Raw genomic sequence first — 20,077 nt, 5'->3', positions numbered from 1 at the left:
GTCGCTACACTTTGATACAAAATGGGACAGTCAATACCGAATATTCCATTTATCCATTTGCCGGTAAAATGTGCTTCTCGATATGCCTAAATAACGGGCAGCTTTGGAAATGTTGCCGTTGCACTGCTTTAACGCCTCGATGATGGATTGCTTTTTTATCTCATTTCGGGAGATGTCTACGTTCTCCCTAACTTGAGGCAAGCGAAGAGGCCGAAAGATTTCTTCCGGCAGATCAGCCGCTGTCAATACCGGTTTTGCGCACTGATTCAGCACCCGTTCGATCATATTTTGCAACTCGCGAATATTTCCTGGCCAATCGTATTGCATAAGCGCCTCTAAGAAATCGGACCGTATCTCAGGAAACGGTTTATTTCGTTTGTGAGCCAGTTTTTCAATAAAATGACGGACGAGAAGCGGAATATCTTCTTTTCTTTTCCGAAGCGGCGGGAGAACAATCGGCATAACATTCAACCGGAAAAACAAGTCTTCGCGAAAGCTGCCTTTTTGCACTTCCTGGCGAAGGTCTTTGTTGGTCGCTGCGATGATTCTTACATCAACAGGGATCACTTTGTGCCCGCCAATTCTCATCACTTCCTTTTCTTGAATAACGCGCAAAAGCAACACTTGCATTTCCAAGGACATTTCGCCAATCTCATCCAAAAAAAGCGTTCCCCCATTGGCAAGCTCAAACTTTCCGGCGCTTCCCCCTTTTTTCGCTCCTGTGAATGCCCCGTCCACATATCCGAACAACTCACTGCCAAGGAGATCACGCGGTATGCCTCCACAGTTAATGGCAATAAACGGTTTGTTTCTCCGCTTGCTCTCATTATGAATCGCCTGAGCCACCATCTCTTTTCCTGTTCCGCTTTCCCCTAATATTAACACGTTGGAATCTGTCGCTGCGGCGAGCCTCGCTTCGTTCATTTTCTCAATGAAACACGGGTGTTGCCCGATCATATCCGCAAACGTGATTTTCGCTTGGTTTCCCGATAGGTGGTTGACAAACTGGCGTACCTTTTCAATTTCTTTTACAATGATCATCGATCCGATTCGTTCTTTTTTCTCGTAAATTGGAATCTTGTCAACTAACACATGGTGCACCGCGTTTGAAGGCTTGACGCTTAGATGCAGCTCTTGATTTTGCAAATGAAGCGGGTGGTTCGAACAGATAGAGGGATCATTGAAAAGATCGTCGAGCTTTTTCTCTTCCAGTTGCAGTTGTGGTATATGGAACAGCTTTTTTAACTGGTTGTTCGCCTTTACGATCTTCCCATCGCGATCGATGATTAAAATGCCTTCTTTCATATTGTTCGTTGTCGCTTCCAAAAACCGTTGCATCATCACGTTTTTTTCAGCATTCTCATGTAATTTTAGTTGGTACTCAATCGCCTTTACGGCTGATACAACCATTCCTAGCGTATGAGAGTGCACTTTTTCATAGGGTCCTGACATATTCAATACACCAATGATTCGGCCGTCGGGATCATGGATGGGGGCAGCGGAACACGTCCATGACTGGCATATTTTCGTGTAATGTTCCTCAGCAAACACTTGAATAGGACGATCAATGACGATCGATGTGCCAATGGCGTTGGTCCCCATCACTTGCTCGCTCCAATCCGCCCCCGCGATAAATCCGATTTCTTCCGCCCTCGCTAAAGGCTCGCAATCGCCAATCGACAAAAGCAACTGTCCGTTTTCATTGCACAGGATCACCAAAAATCCAGATCCTTTGACAATCGAATACAATCCTTCCATTAACGGCAATGACCAATCGATCAAGGAGCGGTACTTTTCATTGTCGATTTCTTTAATCCACCCGTACGGCCGAAACGGATCAACCATCGCTTTTTTCGACCGAAGCCAAGAGTCTCGAATCATGGGCGGCAAATCGGGATCGAGCTCGTTATGAAATACGAACTTTTCCCACATGGATTTCACCTGTTCGCGGGTCACGATCATCTTGTGTTCACCTCCGTGTTTGCCATTGTTTTTCTTTTTCTCTTCAATTTATTGATTTCCTTTTTCAACTTTATAAAAAATAACAACCGAAAAAAGCAGCCATGATGGCTGCCTTGGAAACATCTACCGCCTCGCACACGACCCCCGCTCCACAAGCCGGTGGGGAATGATGATGCGCTTGATCGGTTCATTTGGATTTTCGACTTTTTCGATTAAACTTTTCGCCGCTTCATAGCCGAGTTGGAAAATTCCGATGTCAATCGAGGTGAGCGGCGGACGCGACATTTCGGCGAGCAGCGTGTTGTTGAAGCTGATGATCGATACATCTTCCGGGACGCCGAGGCCCATTTCATCAAGCGTTTTGAGCATCCCGAGCGCCATGAGATCGTCGGCAACCACGAGCCCGGTCGGCGGCTCAGGCAAAGAAAGAAGCTCTTTCATCGCCTCTTGGCCGCCTTCCTGCAAAAATTCTTCATGGACGACATATTCCGGGCGGTACGGCAGCCCGGCTTCACTCAAGGCGGCGGCGTAGCCATTTTGGCGGTCGACGGTCACCAAATATTGCGGATTGCCGCCGACAAACGCGATGCGCTCATGGCCGTAGGCAATCAAGTAGTTCGTCGCATCTTTGCCCGCCTGGACGTTGTCGTTGTCAACGTGGGTCACTTGCTCCGTCTTTTGGTGCGGCTTGCCGATGACGACGAATGGGAAATCGTGCTTTTGCAAGTATTTCATCAGTTTATCGTTTTGACGAGAATAAAGCAAAATGACGCCGTCCACGCGCCGCCCTTGCAGCATCTCCACCACCCGTTCGTAAATATCGCTTTCTTTTTCCCCTGTCGACATTTGCAAGGCGTACCGCTTTTCATGGGCGGCTTTGCTGATGCCGCGGATGACTTCCGGGAAAAACGGGTTTTGCAGCGCTTGGTCGGCCGAGCTCGGCATGACGATGCCGATTACTTGCGTCGCTTGGCTCGCGAGGCTGCGGGCGATAAAGTTCGGATGATAGCCGAGCTCTTTCATCGCCGCGCGCACTTTTTGCTTCGTTTTCTCGCTGATGCGCGGGCTGTCGGCAATGACGCGCGACACGGTCGACGGCGCGACATTGGCCCTTTTCGCCACATCTTTAATCGTAACGGTCATAAGCCCCCTCCTTTCCATTTATTCATTGATCCGTTTTGCCCGTTTTTTCACCAAATATAAAAACAAAAGAAACAGCACGTAAACCGATACGATGGCGGCGATAAACGGGATGTTGATCCCTGTTTTCTCCCGTAGCTTGTATACTTCCGCCGTTTCGCGGTCGAGCACAAGGTCGTAGCCGTCCTCATCGCCGCGGACGAGATCGTCCAATAAAAAGCCGCGCAGTTCTTTGTTTTTTGGCAACTGGTCATTGGTGAGATGGACATGCTGCGTTTCGCTCGTATTGTTGATGGCGATGACCGTCGTTTCATCTTGATATTGCCGTTTCAACACCGCCATGCCGTCTTTTTCATACAACAGCGTAAAATCGCCGCGCCGCAATGATGGCAGCTCTTGGCGAAGCGGGCCGATTTTTTTCAAGTAATCGATGATTTCTGGATCAGCGCGGAAATCCATCAGACGGCGGTTGTCCGGATCTTGGCCGCCGTTCATGGCGATTTCGGTCCCGTAATACATGATCGGGATGCCAGGGGCGGTGAACAAATACGTCATGGCCAGTTTAATGCGTGAAATCGGGTTGTTGCGGTTGTCAATCGCGAGCTTCGTAAACCGCACGGTATCATGGTTGTCCAAAAACGACCCGAGCAAATACGGTCGGTCGTAAAACGTTTTGTTGTATTCCCAGACATCATACAGCGGGCGGAGCGAGGCATCGCGCCTCGCAAGCGACTGCTTCACCGCGCCATACAGCGGATAATCGACAAACCCGTCGATGCCATACTTCCCGTAATCGGCAATATAGCGCGGATCGTCGCTCCACACTTCACCGAGAAGGAAAAAGTCTTTTTTCACCGATTTGACTTCTTTCGCAAACTCCTGCCAAAACGATTTTGGCACGTGGCGCACTGTATCGAGCCGGTAGCCGTCAATGTCGGCCTCTTTAATCCACCATTTGGCAGCGTCAATTAAATACGTTTTGACCTCTGGATTTTCCTGCGCCAAATCAGGCAACCCATACACCCAGCCGTTTTCAAGCTGTGTTTGGTCGTTCCAGTCGAAAATCTCTTTTTTCGGGTGAAACCAATCTTTTTTCGTTGGGTCATGTAACCATGGGTGATTGTAACCGACATGGTTGGCGACAAAATCCAAAATGACTTTCATGTCGCGCTTATGCGCTTCTTTGACGAGTGTTTTCAAATCGCCCAGCGTGCCAAAGTGCGGATCGACTTGATAAAAATCTTCAATCCAATAGCCATGATAACCGCCCGGCATGTTTTTAAAAATCGGCGTCAGCCAAATGGCGGTAAATCCCATCTCCTTGATGTAATCGAGTTTCGCCGTCACCCCTTTCAAGTCGCCGCCGAAATACCCTTTCGGATCGTTCACATTCACGTTCTGGTCGTTTGTCGGATCCATATTGTTAAACCGGTCGACCATAATGAAATAAATGGCTTCATCTTGCCACGTCCGTTCTTCTTTTTCCGCCGCCGCAGCCGGCATGGCATAAAAAAGAAGGAACGGAAGGACGAGCAGCATAAAGAGCCGGTTCCCCATTTCCATTCCTCCCTTCCCGATTCATTTGCTCGTTCGGAAACGGGTAAGCCCCCTATTCTATGATAGCGGTTCTTACCCTTTTGTGCCACCAGCCGTTAAGCCAGAAATCAAATACCGTTGCAGGAACAAAAAGACGACGGCGATCGGCGCGGCAATCAAAATCGAGCCGGCGGCAAAGCGGGTGAAGTTGTTCGCGAACCGGTCGCTGATAAAGTTGAACAGCCCGACCGCCAGCGTAAATTTGTCCGGATCGCGCAAGACGATCGACGGCAGCAAAAAGTCGGTGAACGGCGCCATGAAGTTAAACAAGGCGACAACGGCTAAAATTGGCTTGGCTAAGGGCAGCATAATGCGGAAAAAGACGCCGAAGTGGCCGGCACCGTCGATGCGCGCCGCCTCATCCAGCTCGCGCGGAATCGTATCAAAGTAGCCTTTGACCAGCCACGCGTTAAACGGGATTTGCCCCCCGACGTAAATAAGAATGAGCCCCCAAAGCGAATCGAGCAAATGGAGCATATTGAGCAAAATATAGATCGCGACCATCGCCATGAGCGACGGAAACATTTGCAACACTAAAAACAAATACAGCCCCGTTTTCCGCCCGACGAATTTGTAGCGCGAAAACGCATAGGCGATGAGCGCCGTGAAAAAGACAGATAACACCGCATTGGCCGCAGCGACAAACAAGCTGTTTTTATACCAAAGCAAATAATCGCTCTGCGGGCTGGTAAATAACCATTTATAATGCTCGAACGTCCACTTCTCTGGGATGAGAGATGCCGAATACAGGCTTGTTCCTGGATTGAGCGACATACTGATTGCCCAAAGGAGCGGATAGGCGATGACGATAAACATGAAAGCGATAAACAAATAAATAAGCGCTACTTCCACGTGCGATTTCCATTTGCGGTTCATCAAATATTCCCCTCCTCTTTAAAGGAACGGGTGCGCCGGAACTGGTAAATGGCAAACCCGCTGACGATCAAGCCGATGATGAGCGAGATCGCCGCCGCCATATTGTAGTTGTTCGTCGTGAACGTCAAATCGTACACCCAAGAAATCAAAATGTCGGTGCCACCGGCGTTTTGTCCGCGCACGGCCGGGCCGCCGTCGTTGAACAAATAGATGATGTTAAAGTTGTTGAAATTGCCGGCATATTGCATAATCAACAGCGGCGCCGTCGCATACAAGACGTGCGGCAGCGTGATCGAACGAAACTTTTGCCAGCGCGTCGCTCCGTCGATGTCGGCCGCTTCGTACCAGTCGCGGGAAATGCTTTGCAAAACGCCGGTAAATAACGCAAATACGAACGGGAAGCCAAGCCACGTTTGAATCAAAATAAGCGCCACTTTTGTCCAAAACGGATCGGTCATCCACGGGACCGACACCCCAAACAAACTCAACACTTCGCGGTTGATGGCGCCGAATTTGTCGTTGAACATCGCCGCAAACACCAAAATCGTGACAAACGCTGGCACGGCCCACGGCAAAATCAACACCGTGCGGATGAACCGCTTAAACTTGATGCGCGGGTCGTTGACAAGCAACGCCAAAAACAGTCCAAGGGCGATTTGCATCGTTGTCGCGACAACTGTCCAAACGATTGTCCACGCGAGGACGCTAAAAAACGTGCTTTTCCAAATCGGGATGGAGACTAAGTTTTTGAAGTTTTCAAATCCGACCCAATTCAATAAATGCCGCGGCGGCGAGTGGTACAAGTTGTAATCGGTGAACGCGAGCGACACCATAAACAACAGCGGCAGCACAACGATAAACAACAGCATCACAAGCCCGGGCGTGACAAAGATGTACGGAAATCCTTTATCCCAAGCGTTGCGGCACGATTCCCACAGCGACGGAAACGGTTCGCCCCTTTGCCGGCGGCGGGCGTCGTTGCGCGCATCAATGATGTTCGCAATATGCAGGGCGGCCGCAAACACGATGATGATGACCGAAACCAATCCTTGAATCAAGAGAAAAATCGAATGATCAAGCATCGGGATTTCGCCAAGCGTGACGAGTCCCCACAGCCCGATGTTCAAAAAGTTATAAAACGTCATCAAAAAGGCTGCTTCAATGATGATAAACAAAATTCCTTTGACATACCGGCGGTTGTACAATTGCCCAAGGCCGGCAAACAACAGCGACAGCGCCATCGCCACCGCCGGCCGATGGCGGACGTTTGCTTCCGGCATCCGAACTCCCCCCTATTGTATGGATAAGAATAGTGGATAGGGCTGATCCTATCCACCACGACATCACTCGTTATTTTCCAGCGCCGCTGGCGGCGATTTTATCTTGAATCGTTTTCACTGCCTCACCGAGCACCGCTTTCGGGTTGTCGCCTTTCGCGATAAATTGCAAGGCATTGCCCATCGGCTCCCACACTTGCGACATTTCCGGCACGTTCGGCATCGGCTCGCCGTATTGGATTTGCTCGGCAAAGCCGGCGATCAGCGGGTCGTTCGTGATTTTTTCGTTCGTCAACGCTTTTTGGTTTGCTGGCATTTCACCGGCCACTTCATAGTAGTGGAGCGAGTTTTCTTCGTTCGTCACAAATTTCATGAAATCGACCGCCCATTCTTTGTTTTGCGAATAGGCTGATAACATCCATGTTTTCACGCCGACGAACGATTTCGGATGCTCGCCGTTGTCTAAGACCGGCAGCGGTGCGGTCGCTAATTTGTCGCCCAGCGCTTCTTTATACGACGCGATGTTCCATGGTCCGGTGATGGCAACCGCCACATTCCCTTTTGTAAACAGCCCGTTCATAATATCGCCGGTGATTTCTTTCGGAATGTAGCCGTTTTTAAACCACGATTGGACGAGCTCGGCTCCTTTGACGGCTCCATCATTAGCCAGCCCGATGTCGCTTGTGTCGTATTTGCCGTTTTCATTTTTAAACACATAGCCGCCGTAGCCAGCAAAGAACGGATAAACGAAATAGAAGTTCGTCGCTTCCATTAAAAAGCCGTATTGATCTTTCGCCGCATTCGTTTTTTCCTTGGCGATCTTCATCAAGTCATCCATCGTTTTCGGCGCTTCCGGCACTAAATTTTTATTGTAGAACACGCCGTACGTTTCGACGACCATCGGCACGCCATACGTTTTCCCGTCATATGTTACCGCGTTGATGGCTGTCGGGCTGTACTCACCTTTTGCATCGCCAAGGTCGACCGGATCGGCCAGCCCCTGCAACACAATGTCGCCGATGCGATCATGCGGTTGATAGAACACGTCCGGCCCTTTGCCAGCCGGTCCGTCGAGTGCCAGTTTTTTCGTTTGGTCGAGCATGCTGACGGCTACCATTTCGATTTTGATTCCCGTTTTTTCTGTGTACTTTTGAAAAATATCCTTTAACGCTTGTTTTTGTTTTTCATCATCGTTCACCCATACGACGAGTTTCTCTGGCTTTTTGTCCTGTTCTGCCGTCTTTTGGTCGTTTCCTTTCGGCTGCTGGACATCGCGCTTAGGACCGCAGGCACCCAGCACGCCAATCAACAACACGGCCATGAGAAATAAAGATAACGCTTTTCTCATAATCCCCCTCCTGTCATCATGACGGAATCTTAGCGGTACAATCATAAGGCAAACGTTTGCACAAATAAATTTTAATCCTTCCTATGAAAACGATTGCACCACTCATCTCCATTATAACGCCTATTTTTCATTTTACAAGCCTTTTTTCTATAAAATTTGACTTTTCTTTTCTCTTAACGTACTTTTTATTATAGCGAAGCATTAATGCAAACGATTGCTTCAGATAACAAAGGAGGAAAAAGCGAATGAGGAAAGAAGCCATCCACCACCGCTCAACCGACAATTTCGCTTACGCTTATGACAGCGAGACGCTCCATCTCCGGCTTCAAACAAAGAAAAATGATGTCGACCACGTCGAGCTGCTTTTTGGCGACCCGTACGAATGGCACGATGGCGCCTGGCAGTTTCAAACGATGCCGATGCGGAAAACGGGGAGCGACGGGTTGTTTGACTATTGGCTCGCCGAAGTCAAACCGCCATATCGACGGCTGCGCTATGGGTTTGTGCTTCGAGCTGGGGGCGAGAAACTGGTCTATACGGAAAAAGGATTTTACCATGAAGCTCCGAGCGACGACACCGCTTACTACTTTTGCTTCCCCTTTCTTCATCGGGTCGACCTATTCCAAGCGCCGGACTGGGTAAAAGACACAGTATGGTATCAAATTTTCCCCGAGCGGTTCGCCAACGGCAACCCGGCCATCAGTCCGAAAGGGGCGCGGCCGTGGGGAAGCGAGGACCCGACGCCGACGAGCTTTTTCGGCGGCGACTTGCAAGGAATCATCGATCACCTTGACTATTTGGCTGATCTCGGTATTACCGGCATTTACTTGACGCCGATTTTCCGCGCACCGTCCAATCATAAATACGACACCGCTGATTATTTTGAAATCGACCCGCACTTTGGGGACAAAGAGACATTGAAAACACTTGTCAAACGCTGCCATGAAAAAGGAATCCGCGTCATGCTCGATGCGGTCTTCAATCATTGCGGCTATGAGTTTGGCCCGTTTCAAGATGTGTTAAAAAACGGCGCAGCGTCTAGGTATAAAGATTGGTTCCATATTCGCGAGTTTCCGCTCCAAACGGAGCCGCGCCCGAATTACGACACGTTTGCGTTCGTGCCGCAAATGCCCAAGCTCAACACCGCCCATCCGGAAGTGAAGCGCTACTTGCTTGATGTCGCGACGTACTGGATTCGCGAGTTTGATATTGACGGCTGGCGGCTCGATGTGGCAAACGAAATCGATCACCAATTTTGGCGCGAATTCCGTCAGGCGGTGAAGGCGCTAAAGCCCGATGTGTACATTCTCGGCGAGATTTGGCATGATGCCATGCCTTGGCTGCGCGGCGACCAGTTTGACGCCGTCATGAACTACCCGTTGGCGGACGCGGCGCTCCGCTTTTTCGCCAAAGAAGACATGAGCGCCAGCGAGTTTGCCGACCGATTGATGCATGTGCTTCATTCCTATCCAAAACAGGTCAACGAAGCGGCGTTTAACTTGCTTGGCAGCCATGATACACCAAGGCTGCTCACTGTTTGCGGCGGCGACGTCCGCAAAGTGAAGTTGTTGTTTTTGTTCCAGCTCACGTTCACTGGTTCGCCGTGTATTTACTATGGCGATGAGATCGGCATGACGGGTGGAAACGATCCGGAATGCCGGAAATGTATGGTGTGGGATCCAGAGAAGCAAAACAAAGAACTGTATGAACATGTCAAGCAACTGATCGCTCTTCGCAAGCAATATCGGGCGCTTCGACGCGGCGATGTCGCTTTTCTCACCGCCGATGATGAAGTGAACCATCTTGTTTATGCAAAAACGGATGGCAATGAAACGGTCATGATCATCATCAACCGGAGCAACGAAGCAGCAGAAATTCCCATGCCGATCGATGCGCGTGGAAAATGGCTGGTCAACCTTCTGACAGGGGAGCGGTTCGCTGCAGAGGCGGAAACACTTTGCGTCTCCTTGCCGCCGTACGGGTTTGTGCTTTACGCGGTCGAAAGCTGGTAAGGCGACTGAACGGGCGGTTACGGACAAACATATCATATCGGCTGCCGGTGCAGCGGACAAGCTGCACCGGTTTGATCTTTTGCCGGCCGTCTCGATCCCTATACCAACGACACAGAAGGTCAGGTGCGCCGCGCCATGCGCCGATATTCGGTCGGCGTGATTCCTTCCACCTTTTTAAACAGGCGCGAAAAGTAGGCGCCATCGTCAATGCCAACCCGCTTGGCGATCGCCTCGATCGTCTCGTTCGTCTCCGCCAACCATTGCTTTGCCTTTGACAGCCGATAATGCGCCAAGTAGCGGCTAAATCCCATGCCCATCGTTTTTTGCATGCAGCGGGTGATGTAGTCCGGGTGGAATCGGAGCTCCTGCGCGAGCATGTCCAGTGTAATGGGCTCGCTGAAATGTTTCTCGATATACGCAACCACCGCGGCGCTGATCTGTTCAGACGCGCTCGGGACGGAAAGCTCTTGTTTTTGCAAATGCCAAAGGAATTCGATGAACAGCAGCAGCTGCCGGAGCGGCTGATCGATATCCCGCCGAATGTTTTGTTCCACGATTTGACTTAGCAGCTGTTCCACCCGCTCGCGCTGCTTTACTTCGCCATATTGACGGATGGAGAGTCGGTATTGGATCGGCTCGGTGTATGTCGCCTCCTTTTCGATCACTATCTGCCGGCTGACACCGCAATCGGAAACGACCGCAAAGTCTGGCAGCAAAAAATGAAGCCAAACCAGCTCCGTCCGTTCTTCGCATGGGCGGTGTCCGTAATGCTCCCTCCCCGGGATCAACAACAAATAGTGGCCACTGCCAACCGCAAACTCGCGCCCGTTTTCTGTTATATATAAGCATCCTTGTTTCACATAAAGCAAATCGAAGACCGAAAACGTTCGACGAACATGTCGCTTTCCGGCTGAAAACACACTTTCCGCCCCTTTGATGAACACCGGCAGCGGCGGCATGGAAAATGTGACCGTATCCATCGGCCTCTCCCCTCTTTTGTCGGAAATGTGCAAGCAAAATCGCTTCTTTCTCTTTCCATTATGCAACAAACTAGCTAAACTGAATATATCGTTCAAGTCGGAATAAGAAAAAGGAGTTGTCTCAACATGAGCCGTGAGGCCAAAACGCGGTCACTGTTTTCCTTGACGTGGCCAATTTTTATTGAAACGCTGCTCTATATGGTGATGGGCAACGCCGATACACTGATGCTCAGCCAGTATTCAGATCACGCGGTTGCTGCCGTCGGGGTGGCGAACCAAATCATCGCTTTAACGATCGTGCTGTTCAACTTCGTCGCTTTAGCGACAGCAGTGCTTGTTGCTCAATATTTAGGCGCCCGCCGAGAGCAAGAAGCCGTTGACGTATCGCTTGTATCCCTCGTGGCCAATTTGTTGTTCGGATTGTTGTTAAGCGCCATTCTCGCCACATTCAGCGAGCCGATTTTGCGAATGATGGATTTGCCCGCCGAGCTGCTCTATGAAGGAACCCATTATTTGGCGATTGTCGGTGGATTTTTGTTCATCCAAGCCCTGATGATGACGGTCGGTGCCATTTTGAAAAGCTATGGCTTCACCCGTGACACGATGTATGTGGCGGTTGGCATGAACGTTTTGCACGTCATCAGCAACGCGGCCCTCATTTTTGGCTTGTTTGGCCTGCCCGCCCTCGGCATCCAAGGGGCTGCTATATCGACCGCCGCCAGCCGTGGCATGGCCTTTCTCGCACTTCTTGCTTTGTTGCGCAAACGAACAAACATTCCGCTCGCACCAAGGGCGTTTCGCCGCCTTCCATTTCACTATTTGCGCTCACTGCTGAAAATCGGTGTTCCGGCAGCCGGGGAACATCTTTCGTACAATACGGCGCAAATGGTCATTACGTATTTCATTACATGGCTTGGCGCTGAGGCATTGACCGTCCGTGTATACACGCAAAACATTATGATGTTTGTGTTTTTATTCGGCATCGCCGTCAGCCAAGGAACGCAAATTCTCGTCGGCCACTTCGTCGGGGCCGGGCGATACGAGGAAGCCTACGCCCGCTGCTTGAAAAGTTTGTACAGCGCCATCGTCATCTCAGTGCTGCTGGCCGCAGCCGCCTATTGGTTTGCCGAACCGTTGCTGTCGCTCTTTACCGATGACCGCTCAATGATTGTTCTTGGCCGCAAACTGTTGCTGTTAACGATCATCCTTGAACCGGGGCGCTCATTTAATTTAGTGATTATCAGCTCGCTTCGTGCCGCTGGCGATGTGCAATTCCCTGTCTATATGGGCATTTTGTCGATGTGGGGCGTCGGCGTGACCATTGCTTACGTATTTGGCATCACCCTCGGATTTGGCCTCGTCGGCATTTGGCTGTCGTTCATCGCCGACGAATGGCTGCGCGGACTGTTGATGCTTTGGCGCTGGCGGTCGGGCGTCTGGATGAAAAAAACGATGGTGCCACAAGCAAAAATGGCGTAGCGCCACCAAATCGAATAAGAGCTGCGCGTAGGCGCAGCTCTTATTCTTTAATGCGAATGCCGTAATGATCAAACCAAACGTGCACTTGGCCAAGGTAAGCGAGCAACTGCGGACCGGTCATGAGCTGCCCAAACCACGGCACTTGGAACGACTTCCCTTCTGTTTCAATGAGCGCCAGCAATTTTTCCCGGTCGAAAAACTCGTGCAAAACCGAAGAGCGGTCATAGAGCAACTGCTCAAGCCATTGCTTGACAAGTTTCGTATATAGAGGATGGTGCGTTTTCGGATATGGGCTTTTTTTCCGGTAGAGCACCTCTTCGGGAAGCAAGCCCTCGAGCGCTTTTCGCAAAAGGCCTTTTTCTCGGCCGCCGTACATTTTCATATCCCACGGAATGTTCCAAACGTATTCGACAATGCGATGGTCAGCGAACGGCACACGCACTTCCAAGCTTGCTCCCATGCTCATCCGGTCTTTCCGGTCAAGCAGTGTCGTCATAAACCAAATCATATTTAAGTAAAACAGCTCACGCCGCTTCGCCTCCTCGGCGCTTTCCCCCTCGAGACGCGGCACTTCAGCAAGCGTTTGTTCATAACGCATTTGCACATAGTCGTCAAGGCGAAGCTTTTGCCGCCACTCATCTTTTAATAGACCCATGCGCGCGTCGACCGAACGCATCCACGGAAATCCTTTCCGAGACAAATCGTCCGGCCGATGAAACCATGGATAGCCGCCGAAAATTTCATCGGCGCACTCCCCTGATAAGCTGACGACAAACCGTTTGCGAATTTGTTTGCAAAACCAAAGAAGCGAAGAATCGACATCGGCCATGCCCGGAACGTCGCGGACGATGACGGCTTCATGCAAATGGCGGAACAGTTCTTCTTGCGTGATCACGCAGCGATGATGAACCGTTTGAAATTTGTTTGACACCTGTTCGATAAATGGCGCATCCGTGTTTGGTTGAAAATCGTTGGCTTTGAAATACTGGTCGTTTCCTTCATAATCGATCGAGTAGGTGTGCAGCGGCCCTTTTCCATCTGCCGCGAAAGCATTGGCGGCAATCCCTGTAATGGCGCTTGAATCGACTCCACCGGATAGAAATGTGCAGACCGGCACATCGGAAACGAGTTGGCGCGTGACCGCATCCGTCAATAGAAAGCGCAGCTTTTCGACCGTTTCCTCGAACGAATCGCGGTGGACGTCGCTTTCGACATTCCAATACCGCCAAATGCGAAGCCCGCTGCGAGAGAACGTGAGCGCATGTGCCGGGCGCAGCTCTCGAATGCCGTCAAACACACCGTGCCCCGGTGTGCGCGACGGTCCGAGGCCGAACACTTCGGCGAGTCCTTCATAATTGACTTCTGCCTTTACATCGGGATGGGCCAAAATGGCTTTCACTTCCGAGCCGAACAGCAGCCCCCCGCCATCTTCTCGATAAAACAAAGGTTTTACTCCGAGACGGTCGCGCGCCATAAATAACAGCTCGCGCTCCCCATCCCAAACGGCGAAGGCAAAAATGCCGTTGAGCCAATCGACGCATTTCTCCTTCCATTCCATATATGCGGCAAGCAACACTTCTGTATCGGAATGACCATCAAATCGATAGCCTTGGCGCAACAGTTCCTTGCGAATGTCTTCCGTATTATACAGCTCGCCGTTATAGACGATCGTATAACGATGTCCGTTTTTTTGCCGGACCATCGGTTGTTTGCCGCCAGCCGGATCCACGACGACAAGCCGTTTATGGCCGAAGGCGACATGAGTGTCCAGCCACGTATTTGTATCATCCGGTCCACGTTTGGCGAGCGTCTCTGTCATGCTGTCAATGACCGTCCGCTCGCGGCGCAAATTGCGCCCGAAATGGACCCAGCCAGTAATGCCACACATACAAACCAATCCTTTCTTTTTATCAAAGATGGCAAGTTCTCACCCGTTTCCATCATTTCGTCCGTTCTTTTTTCACGATCGTTTCCAGCGATCGCTCCTTTGATTCACGATGGTTCTCCACGTCGGCATGATTCCATTTTATGCACCCCCCGTCATTTCGATGAATTGTCCGACGTCGGTCGCCGCATGAATAAATCAGCAAAAAAATGGAAAAATAGAGGAGTACAAGGAGGATGAGAGATATTGAACATCGAGGAACGGCTGCAATGCATTGTGGAACAGCCGCGGGCGTATGTGTATGGAACAGTGGAGTTCGTCAACGATGAATGGATCTTCTTCGACGAAGAAGAAGAGGAAGCCTCTTTAGTAGAAGAAATTGCCGAGCAAGGCATCGAATGGTTTCACTGCGGACATTGGCTGTCCGGGCAATGGCAGGATCAGGGCGCGGTCGCCACGGATCTTGGCGTCTTTCCCCTCGAAAACGGCGATCGCATCCGTTTCCGCAAACGGCTGACTTATGCCTATCAACAATGGCTCGCCGCGCTTCCTGATTCAACCTTTTTCCAGTTTGTTCAATGGCTGAACAGCCTCGGATTTTCGCTGTATGACTGCTTATATTGCTACAACGGCCTATTGTTTGCCAAATCGTCTGGCGTGAATTTCATCATTTATGACAACACCGAACAAATTGGAAGCATCCACCATTATTACGAGCGCGGACGGGCGTCAAGCGACCGTTTTGAAATCACATTAAACAGCGGTGAGCGAGCCATTTGCGCCCAAATCGGCTGAATCGCCTGTTGATCCTCACGTCGTCGAAGTCCAACGGCGAGCTGTCAATGTTTTTTTAACGGCCATCCTTCCGCCCGAAGCGAAGCCTAGCAGCCGTTTTGCTTCAGGCGGAGTGCCGACGGGCGACAGCTGTCAACCGACGCGGGCGGGGGATCACTTTTGCTTTTCCGTCACATACTGCATCACTTCTTCAGCGAGAAGCGGCGGACAAAACACGTATCCTTGCGCATACGTGCATTGCAAATCGCGAAGCCGGTTGAGCTGTTCCGGCGTTTCCACCCCTTCGGCGATCGTCTCAAGCCCCAACCCGTGTCCCATCGTAATCATCGCCTTGACAATGGCCTCATCGGAAGCGTTGGCATGCAATTGTTCAATAAAGGCACGGTCAATTTTCAATATTGTCGCTGGCAACCGCTTTAAATAATGGAACGAGGAATATCCGCTGCCGAAATCATCGACGGCGATGCCGACGCCAAGCTTCCTCAACTCGTCCATTGTCCGCATCGTGCTGGACAGATAACGGAGCATCGAATGTTCGGTCAATTCGAGATGCAAACAGGACGGAGACAAACGTGACTGCTTAAGCGCTTGTTTTACATTGTCTACAAACCGCTCGTGTTGAAACTGGACAGGGGAGACGTTGACAAAAATGGAAAGCCGGTTATTTCCTGTCATTTCCTGCCATTGTTTCGTCTGTCTGCAGGCGGTTTTCAGCACCCAGCGCCCAATCTCATGAATCAACCCGGTCTCTTCCGCCAAAGGGATGAATTCATCCGGCCGCACAAGCCCAAGCTTCGGGTGGCGCCAGCGAATCAGCGCCTCCGTCGCCTTCACCGCACCCGTATGTACGTCTACAATTGGTTGGTAGCAAAGAAATAATTCATTCTCTTCGATCGCCCTGCGCAAATGTCCGCCCATTTCCAATCGGTGCATTGCTTCTTCGTTCATTTGCGCGCAGTAGCGCTCCACTCGGTTGCCGCCGCCTTTTTTAGCCATGTTGACAGCCATATCGGCGTGCCTAAGGAGCGCATGTTCGTCCTCTCCGTCATCTGGAAACATCGCTAGACCAACGCTTGCTGTAACGAAAAATTCCTTTCCATCGTACACAATCGGCCGCGCCACTTCGCGCACGATGCGGAGCGCCGCTTCCGTCGCCGCCTGGACCTCTGTTTTGAGCGGAAAAAGCAAACAAAACTTGTCGCCATGAAATCGGCCAAGCTCCGCACTAGGCGGCAAGACGCGGCGAATGCGCTCGACAAGCTGGCGCAAAATGTCATCTCCGGCGTAATGGCCGACGCTGTCGTTAATCCATTTAAACCGGTCCAAATCGATCAAAGCAACTGCCATCTTTCGTCGCTTCTGCTTGGCTTTGTCCAGCTGTTCGGAAAACAATTCCATCCACTTTGTCCGGTTGGGCAAGTTCGTATCGATGTCGTAATATGCTAAATAAGAGATTTTCTCTTCCGCCTTTTTTTGCTCGGTAATGTTGCGTCCGATTCCGTAAATGCCGACCTTTTTGCCATCCACAATGATGGGAATGTTTTTCATTTGAAACAAAAGCCGTTCTCCCGACTTCGTCGGAATTTCCAAGTTATACGTTTGGATATTCCCCCGCAGCGCTCGGTAAAAATAGCGGGTGACGCGGGGAATATCATTCGGATGAATATACTTGAGCGAATTCGTATACAAAATCTCTTCTTTCTTGTAACCGAGCACTTGCTCAAAAGCAGGGTTGACGCTTGTCAAACGGCCGTGCAAATCTGTGGAATAGACAATGTCCGTGTTATGCTCAAACAACGATTTGTAGCGTTGCTCCGACATTTGCAGGCGGACGTGCAGCCGCTCCATGTCGCGGGACGATGTTGACATGAGCTGCGCCAATGTCATCATCCCTTCTGGCGGCGATGACCACGGTGACAGTAGGCCGCTCTCCGCCGAGGCCGCTGTTTCCGCCAGCGAAATGGCCGCAAATGCGGCCGGCCGCACCGCCGTATACGCATCTTTCACCAACACCTCGACGGCCGGAAACAGCGCTGCCTGTCCAAACACCGCAGCCACACCGTCAAACAGCGGGCGCGTATACCCACTCAGCGCCGCACTGTAGTAAAGCAGCATTCCTTCTGCTGGTTGCTTGGCTGTTTGCATCGCCACATCACGCGCGCTCCAGTAAAGGGACGCGGCATGAATATAAGCAAATCGCACCTTTTCTCCGTTATGGACATGGCCCCTTACGGCAACCGAGCCATCCTGGTTGACAGCGACAATCGGCAGGCAGACATCGCGTCCGTTCCGTTCGATAAGAAACGGAAATTCCATCCCAGAAAATGGAAGGTGTTCGATAAACTCTTTTCCTAAATACCGTTCCAAATAGCTCGACGCTTTTTGCCCGTTTAGCTCGTCAATCTGCTGATCGCGGCTTTTCGTGATGGAAAACGCCAAGCCAATCGGCTCCCATAAAAACGGTGCGGCACAGTGGCCGCGAAGCGCTGTTCCACTGAAAGAGACGGCGATTCCTCCGCGCTCAAGCCGACCGTCGGGCGAAAATAACACGCTGCCCTCGGGAAGCGCGCAGCCGATGATAACCATTCGTTCGTTTGCAAGCGGCAAATGGCGAAGCAAGGGCGGCAAAGCCGAGCGGTGATTCGTAAACAACAAAAGCAACGTCGTATCGTGACGAACGACCGCCTCCGCGATCAACGCCGCCAATCCATCCGGGCGGTCAAACTCATCAGCTGGCAGCGCCAACGACGAAACGGTTGAAGACGTCATCGACGCGACGCCAACAGCGAGATTCGCCTCCCCGGCCATTGGCAGCGGTCCTGCCATCCCAACCATATGGGCGTGCGGCCAACGACGGGCTAACGCGGCGGCCGCATGGCGCACTGCTGCCTCATCATTGCCCGCGATTTGGACAAACAACGGCTCATCCAAGGAAGAACTATGCTCCCTGAGCAAATGATCCAGCTCCTCGGCGCGGCGGCAGCAGAACCAACGCATAAACGATCATGCCCCCCCTCCGCTGACCAATCGGGTCAGAAAATTCAAAAAATGATATTTCTTTTACCATACCATATTTTCATCTTCAACAAAAGCGGCAACCAATAGAAGGCTGCCGCTTCGCTTTAGAATAAGTCAAAACCAAGCGGCAGCAGCAAACCAAGAAACAGCGTCACCGCAAGGGCAATGACCCATTGCGTCCATCCTGCCGCCGCGCTTTTTCCTTTTTTTACAGCTGCTAAAACCATTTCCATCGCTCCGATCACCCACAGCCCGGCAAGCGCTTTTAGCCAATAAAGCGCGGATATCGAAGCAATGCTATGCAGCAAAAGCCCCCCCGTCGCGATCGTGAGAATGTAAAACAGCCGCAACACCATTTGCACGATCTTGGCTTTGCCCGCCCCTTGCCGCTCCATCGACACCGCAAGGAAAAACAAAACAATCGTGATGAGCCAGCTCGTAATATGGGCATGCGTCAACATCCATCCCTCCAACCATTCCTTGTTCCTTCCCATCATAGCACGGCGGGCGGACGGTTGACAAACTTCACGAAAACGAAAGACGCCCTTTCTTTCAAGAGGACGCCTTTCGAACATCAATGGGGGCTTCCTCACTTTCGCCGTTTACTCTCCCACTTTGTTGCGCAACATGCCGATGCCTTCCACCGTCACCTCAATGACATCACCCGTCTGCAAAAAACGCGGCGGGTTCATCCCTTTGCCGACTCCAGCCGGCGTTCCTGTAGCGATGATGTCGCCCGGCTCAAGCGTAATGCCTTTTGAGATCGTCTCGATGATCGATTCAATGGAAAAAATCAATTGTTTCGTGTTGGCTTGCTGGCGCACTTCGCCGTTGACCCGTGTCTCGATGCGCAAATCGTTTGGATTTGGCACAAATTTGCTTGGCACGATCCATGGCCCCATCGGGCAAAATGTATCCAAGCTTTTGCCGAGAAAATATTGTTGGTGCCGCTCCTGCAAATCTCTTGCTGTCACATCGTTGATGATCGTGTATCCAAATACGTAATCAAGCGCGTCTTCGCGGCGGATCGCCCGCCCTTGTTTGCCGATGACCACCGCCAGCTCCCCTTCATAGTCCATTTCATCAGTGACATCGGCATGGCGCAAAATCGTTTCCTCATGACCGATGACCGTTGTCGGCGCTTTCGTGAAGACGATCAAATGCTCCGGCACATCGGCGCCGCCGAGCTCCAGCGCGTGATCAACATAGTTTTTGCCGATGCAAAAAATGTTTTTCGCCGGCCGTGGGATCGGGGCCAAAAGACGGACATCGTTGAGGCGATAAACGTACTCCCGCGTCGGATGGCCTAGCGCCCAGTCAATCACTTTTTGCGCCCGTACGAGAAACTCCTCCCCTTGGGCAATCGCTTCAACCATCGTCGTCGGCATCGTCTCCGTTCCATCCATCGCCCGTTCGGCGCGGCGCAAATGAACCGCCCGGTCGTCTCCTTGCGGCACGGCTCCAACAAATGTTTCTCCATCGAAAAGTGCGGTGATCAGTTTCATCGTGCCTCTCTCCCTTTCTTTGTTATGTAGCGGACGCTTCGTGAACTCTTCTCTTCCACCCGTCTTCGTCATTTTGGCGCGTTGAGGATGATATTCGCCATCGAGGCGAAAAAGTCCTGCTTTTGTAGAATTTTGTCTAAATTAGGAAATTTATCACTTATTTTCCCGAATCGCTTCCTTTTTTCGTCGGGATATGTATAATAA

At 51.2% G+C, this 20,077-nt stretch carries 14 protein-coding genes; 3 read left to right on the top strand and 11 right to left on the bottom strand.

Annotated elements, in window-relative coordinates; translation table 11 throughout:
* Nucleotides 1–30: 30 nt before the first annotated feature.
* From GT3570_RS03415 to GT3570_RS03390, 6 genes are all read right to left on the bottom strand, one after another.
* Entirely contained in the window at nt 31–1,962 is a 1,932-nt protein-coding gene (locus GT3570_RS03415; protein ID WP_021322533.1) for a sigma-54-dependent Fis family transcriptional regulator, read from the bottom strand.
* A gap of 123 nt (nt 1,963–2,085) precedes the next feature.
* A complete protein-coding gene (locus tag GT3570_RS03410) occupies nt 2,086–3,105 on the bottom strand; it encodes a LacI family DNA-binding transcriptional regulator (RefSeq protein WP_021322532.1) in 1,020 nt (339 codons plus the stop codon).
* An 18-nt stretch (nt 3,106–3,123) separates the two neighbouring features.
* Nucleotides 3,124–4,659 carry an alpha-amylase family glycosyl hydrolase gene (locus tag GT3570_RS03405; RefSeq protein WP_062898443.1) on the bottom strand — a complete coding sequence of 512 codons (1,536 nt, stop codon included), beginning with the start codon at nt 4,657–4,659 and terminating at the stop codon, nt 3,124–3,126.
* Between the two features lie 72 nt (nt 4,660–4,731).
* Nucleotides 4,732–5,574: a sugar ABC transporter permease gene (locus GT3570_RS03400; protein WP_062898442.1), complete on the bottom strand. Its 843-nt coding sequence runs from the start codon at nt 5,572–5,574 to the stop codon at nt 4,732–4,734.
* Nucleotides 5,574–6,854 (bottom strand): carbohydrate ABC transporter permease, encoded by a 1,281-nt coding sequence (locus tag GT3570_RS03395; protein WP_062898441.1) that lies wholly within the window; start codon nt 6,852–6,854, stop codon nt 5,574–5,576. Before GT3570_RS03395 ends, GT3570_RS03400 begins: the two co-directional genes overlap by 1 nt.
* A gap of 70 nt (nt 6,855–6,924) precedes the next feature.
* Nucleotides 6,925–8,199: a sugar ABC transporter substrate-binding protein gene (locus tag GT3570_RS03390; protein ID WP_023633942.1), complete on the bottom strand. Its 1,275-nt coding sequence runs from the start codon at nt 8,197–8,199 to the stop codon at nt 6,925–6,927.
* 245 nt (nt 8,200–8,444) lie between these two features.
* Here GT3570_RS03390 and GT3570_RS03385 point away from each other — a divergent pair, with 245 nt between their 5' ends.
* Nucleotides 8,445–10,211, top strand: coding sequence for an alpha-glycosidase (locus tag GT3570_RS03385; RefSeq protein ID WP_062898440.1), 1,767 nt, complete (start codon nt 8,445–8,447; stop codon nt 10,209–10,211).
* A gap of 119 nt (nt 10,212–10,330) precedes the next feature.
* Here GT3570_RS03385 and GT3570_RS03380 read toward each other — a convergent pair whose 3' ends face one another.
* Nucleotides 10,331–11,191 (bottom strand): helix-turn-helix transcriptional regulator, encoded by an 861-nt coding sequence (locus tag GT3570_RS03380; RefSeq protein ID WP_021322527.1) that lies wholly within the window; start codon nt 11,189–11,191, stop codon nt 10,331–10,333.
* A 126-nt stretch (nt 11,192–11,317) separates the two neighbouring features.
* On the opposite strand from GT3570_RS03380, the gene GT3570_RS03375 reads away from it, so the two are divergent.
* Nucleotides 11,318–12,670 (top strand): MATE family efflux transporter, encoded by a 1,353-nt coding sequence (locus GT3570_RS03375; protein ID WP_062898439.1) that lies wholly within the window; start codon nt 11,318–11,320, stop codon nt 12,668–12,670.
* A gap of 40 nt (nt 12,671–12,710) precedes the next feature.
* Here the strand turns inward: GT3570_RS03375 and asnB are convergent, their stop codons facing one another.
* Nucleotides 12,711–14,558 carry an asparagine synthase (glutamine-hydrolyzing) gene (gene asnB / locus GT3570_RS03370; RefSeq protein ID WP_062898438.1) on the bottom strand — a complete coding sequence of 616 codons (1,848 nt, stop codon included), beginning with the start codon at nt 14,556–14,558 and terminating at the stop codon, nt 12,711–12,713.
* Between the two features lie 243 nt (nt 14,559–14,801).
* Between asnB and GT3570_RS03365 the strand changes: the two genes are divergently transcribed.
* A complete protein-coding gene (locus tag GT3570_RS03365) occupies nt 14,802–15,350 on the top strand; it encodes a DUF2777 domain-containing protein (RefSeq protein WP_011230202.1) in 549 nt (182 codons plus the stop codon).
* Nucleotides 15,351–15,503: 153 nt separating this feature from the next.
* Here the strand turns inward: GT3570_RS03365 and GT3570_RS03360 are convergent, their stop codons facing one another.
* The 3 genes from GT3570_RS03360 to GT3570_RS03350 all read right to left on the bottom strand — a co-directional run bounded on the left by GT3570_RS03360 (nt 15,504) and on the right by GT3570_RS03350 (nt 19,873).
* On the bottom strand, nt 15,504–18,347 hold the full coding sequence (locus GT3570_RS03360; protein ID WP_023633946.1) for an EAL domain-containing protein: 2,844 nt from the start codon (nt 18,345–18,347) through the stop codon (nt 15,504–15,506).
* A gap of 125 nt (nt 18,348–18,472) precedes the next feature.
* A complete protein-coding gene (locus GT3570_RS03355) occupies nt 18,473–18,826 on the bottom strand; it encodes a YisL family protein (RefSeq protein ID WP_033008946.1) in 354 nt (117 codons plus the stop codon).
* 144 nt (nt 18,827–18,970) lie between these two features.
* Nucleotides 18,971–19,873, bottom strand: coding sequence for a fumarylacetoacetate hydrolase family protein (locus GT3570_RS03350; protein WP_033005596.1), 903 nt, complete (start codon nt 19,871–19,873; stop codon nt 18,971–18,973).
* Between the last annotated feature and the right edge of the window lie 204 nt (nt 19,874–20,077).

The sequence above is a fragment of the Geobacillus thermoleovorans genome, assembly GCF_001610955.1.
Lineage (GTDB): Bacteria > Bacillota > Bacilli > Bacillales > Anoxybacillaceae > Geobacillus > Geobacillus thermoleovorans.
This window is presented reverse-complemented; position numbering and strand designations above follow the sequence as displayed.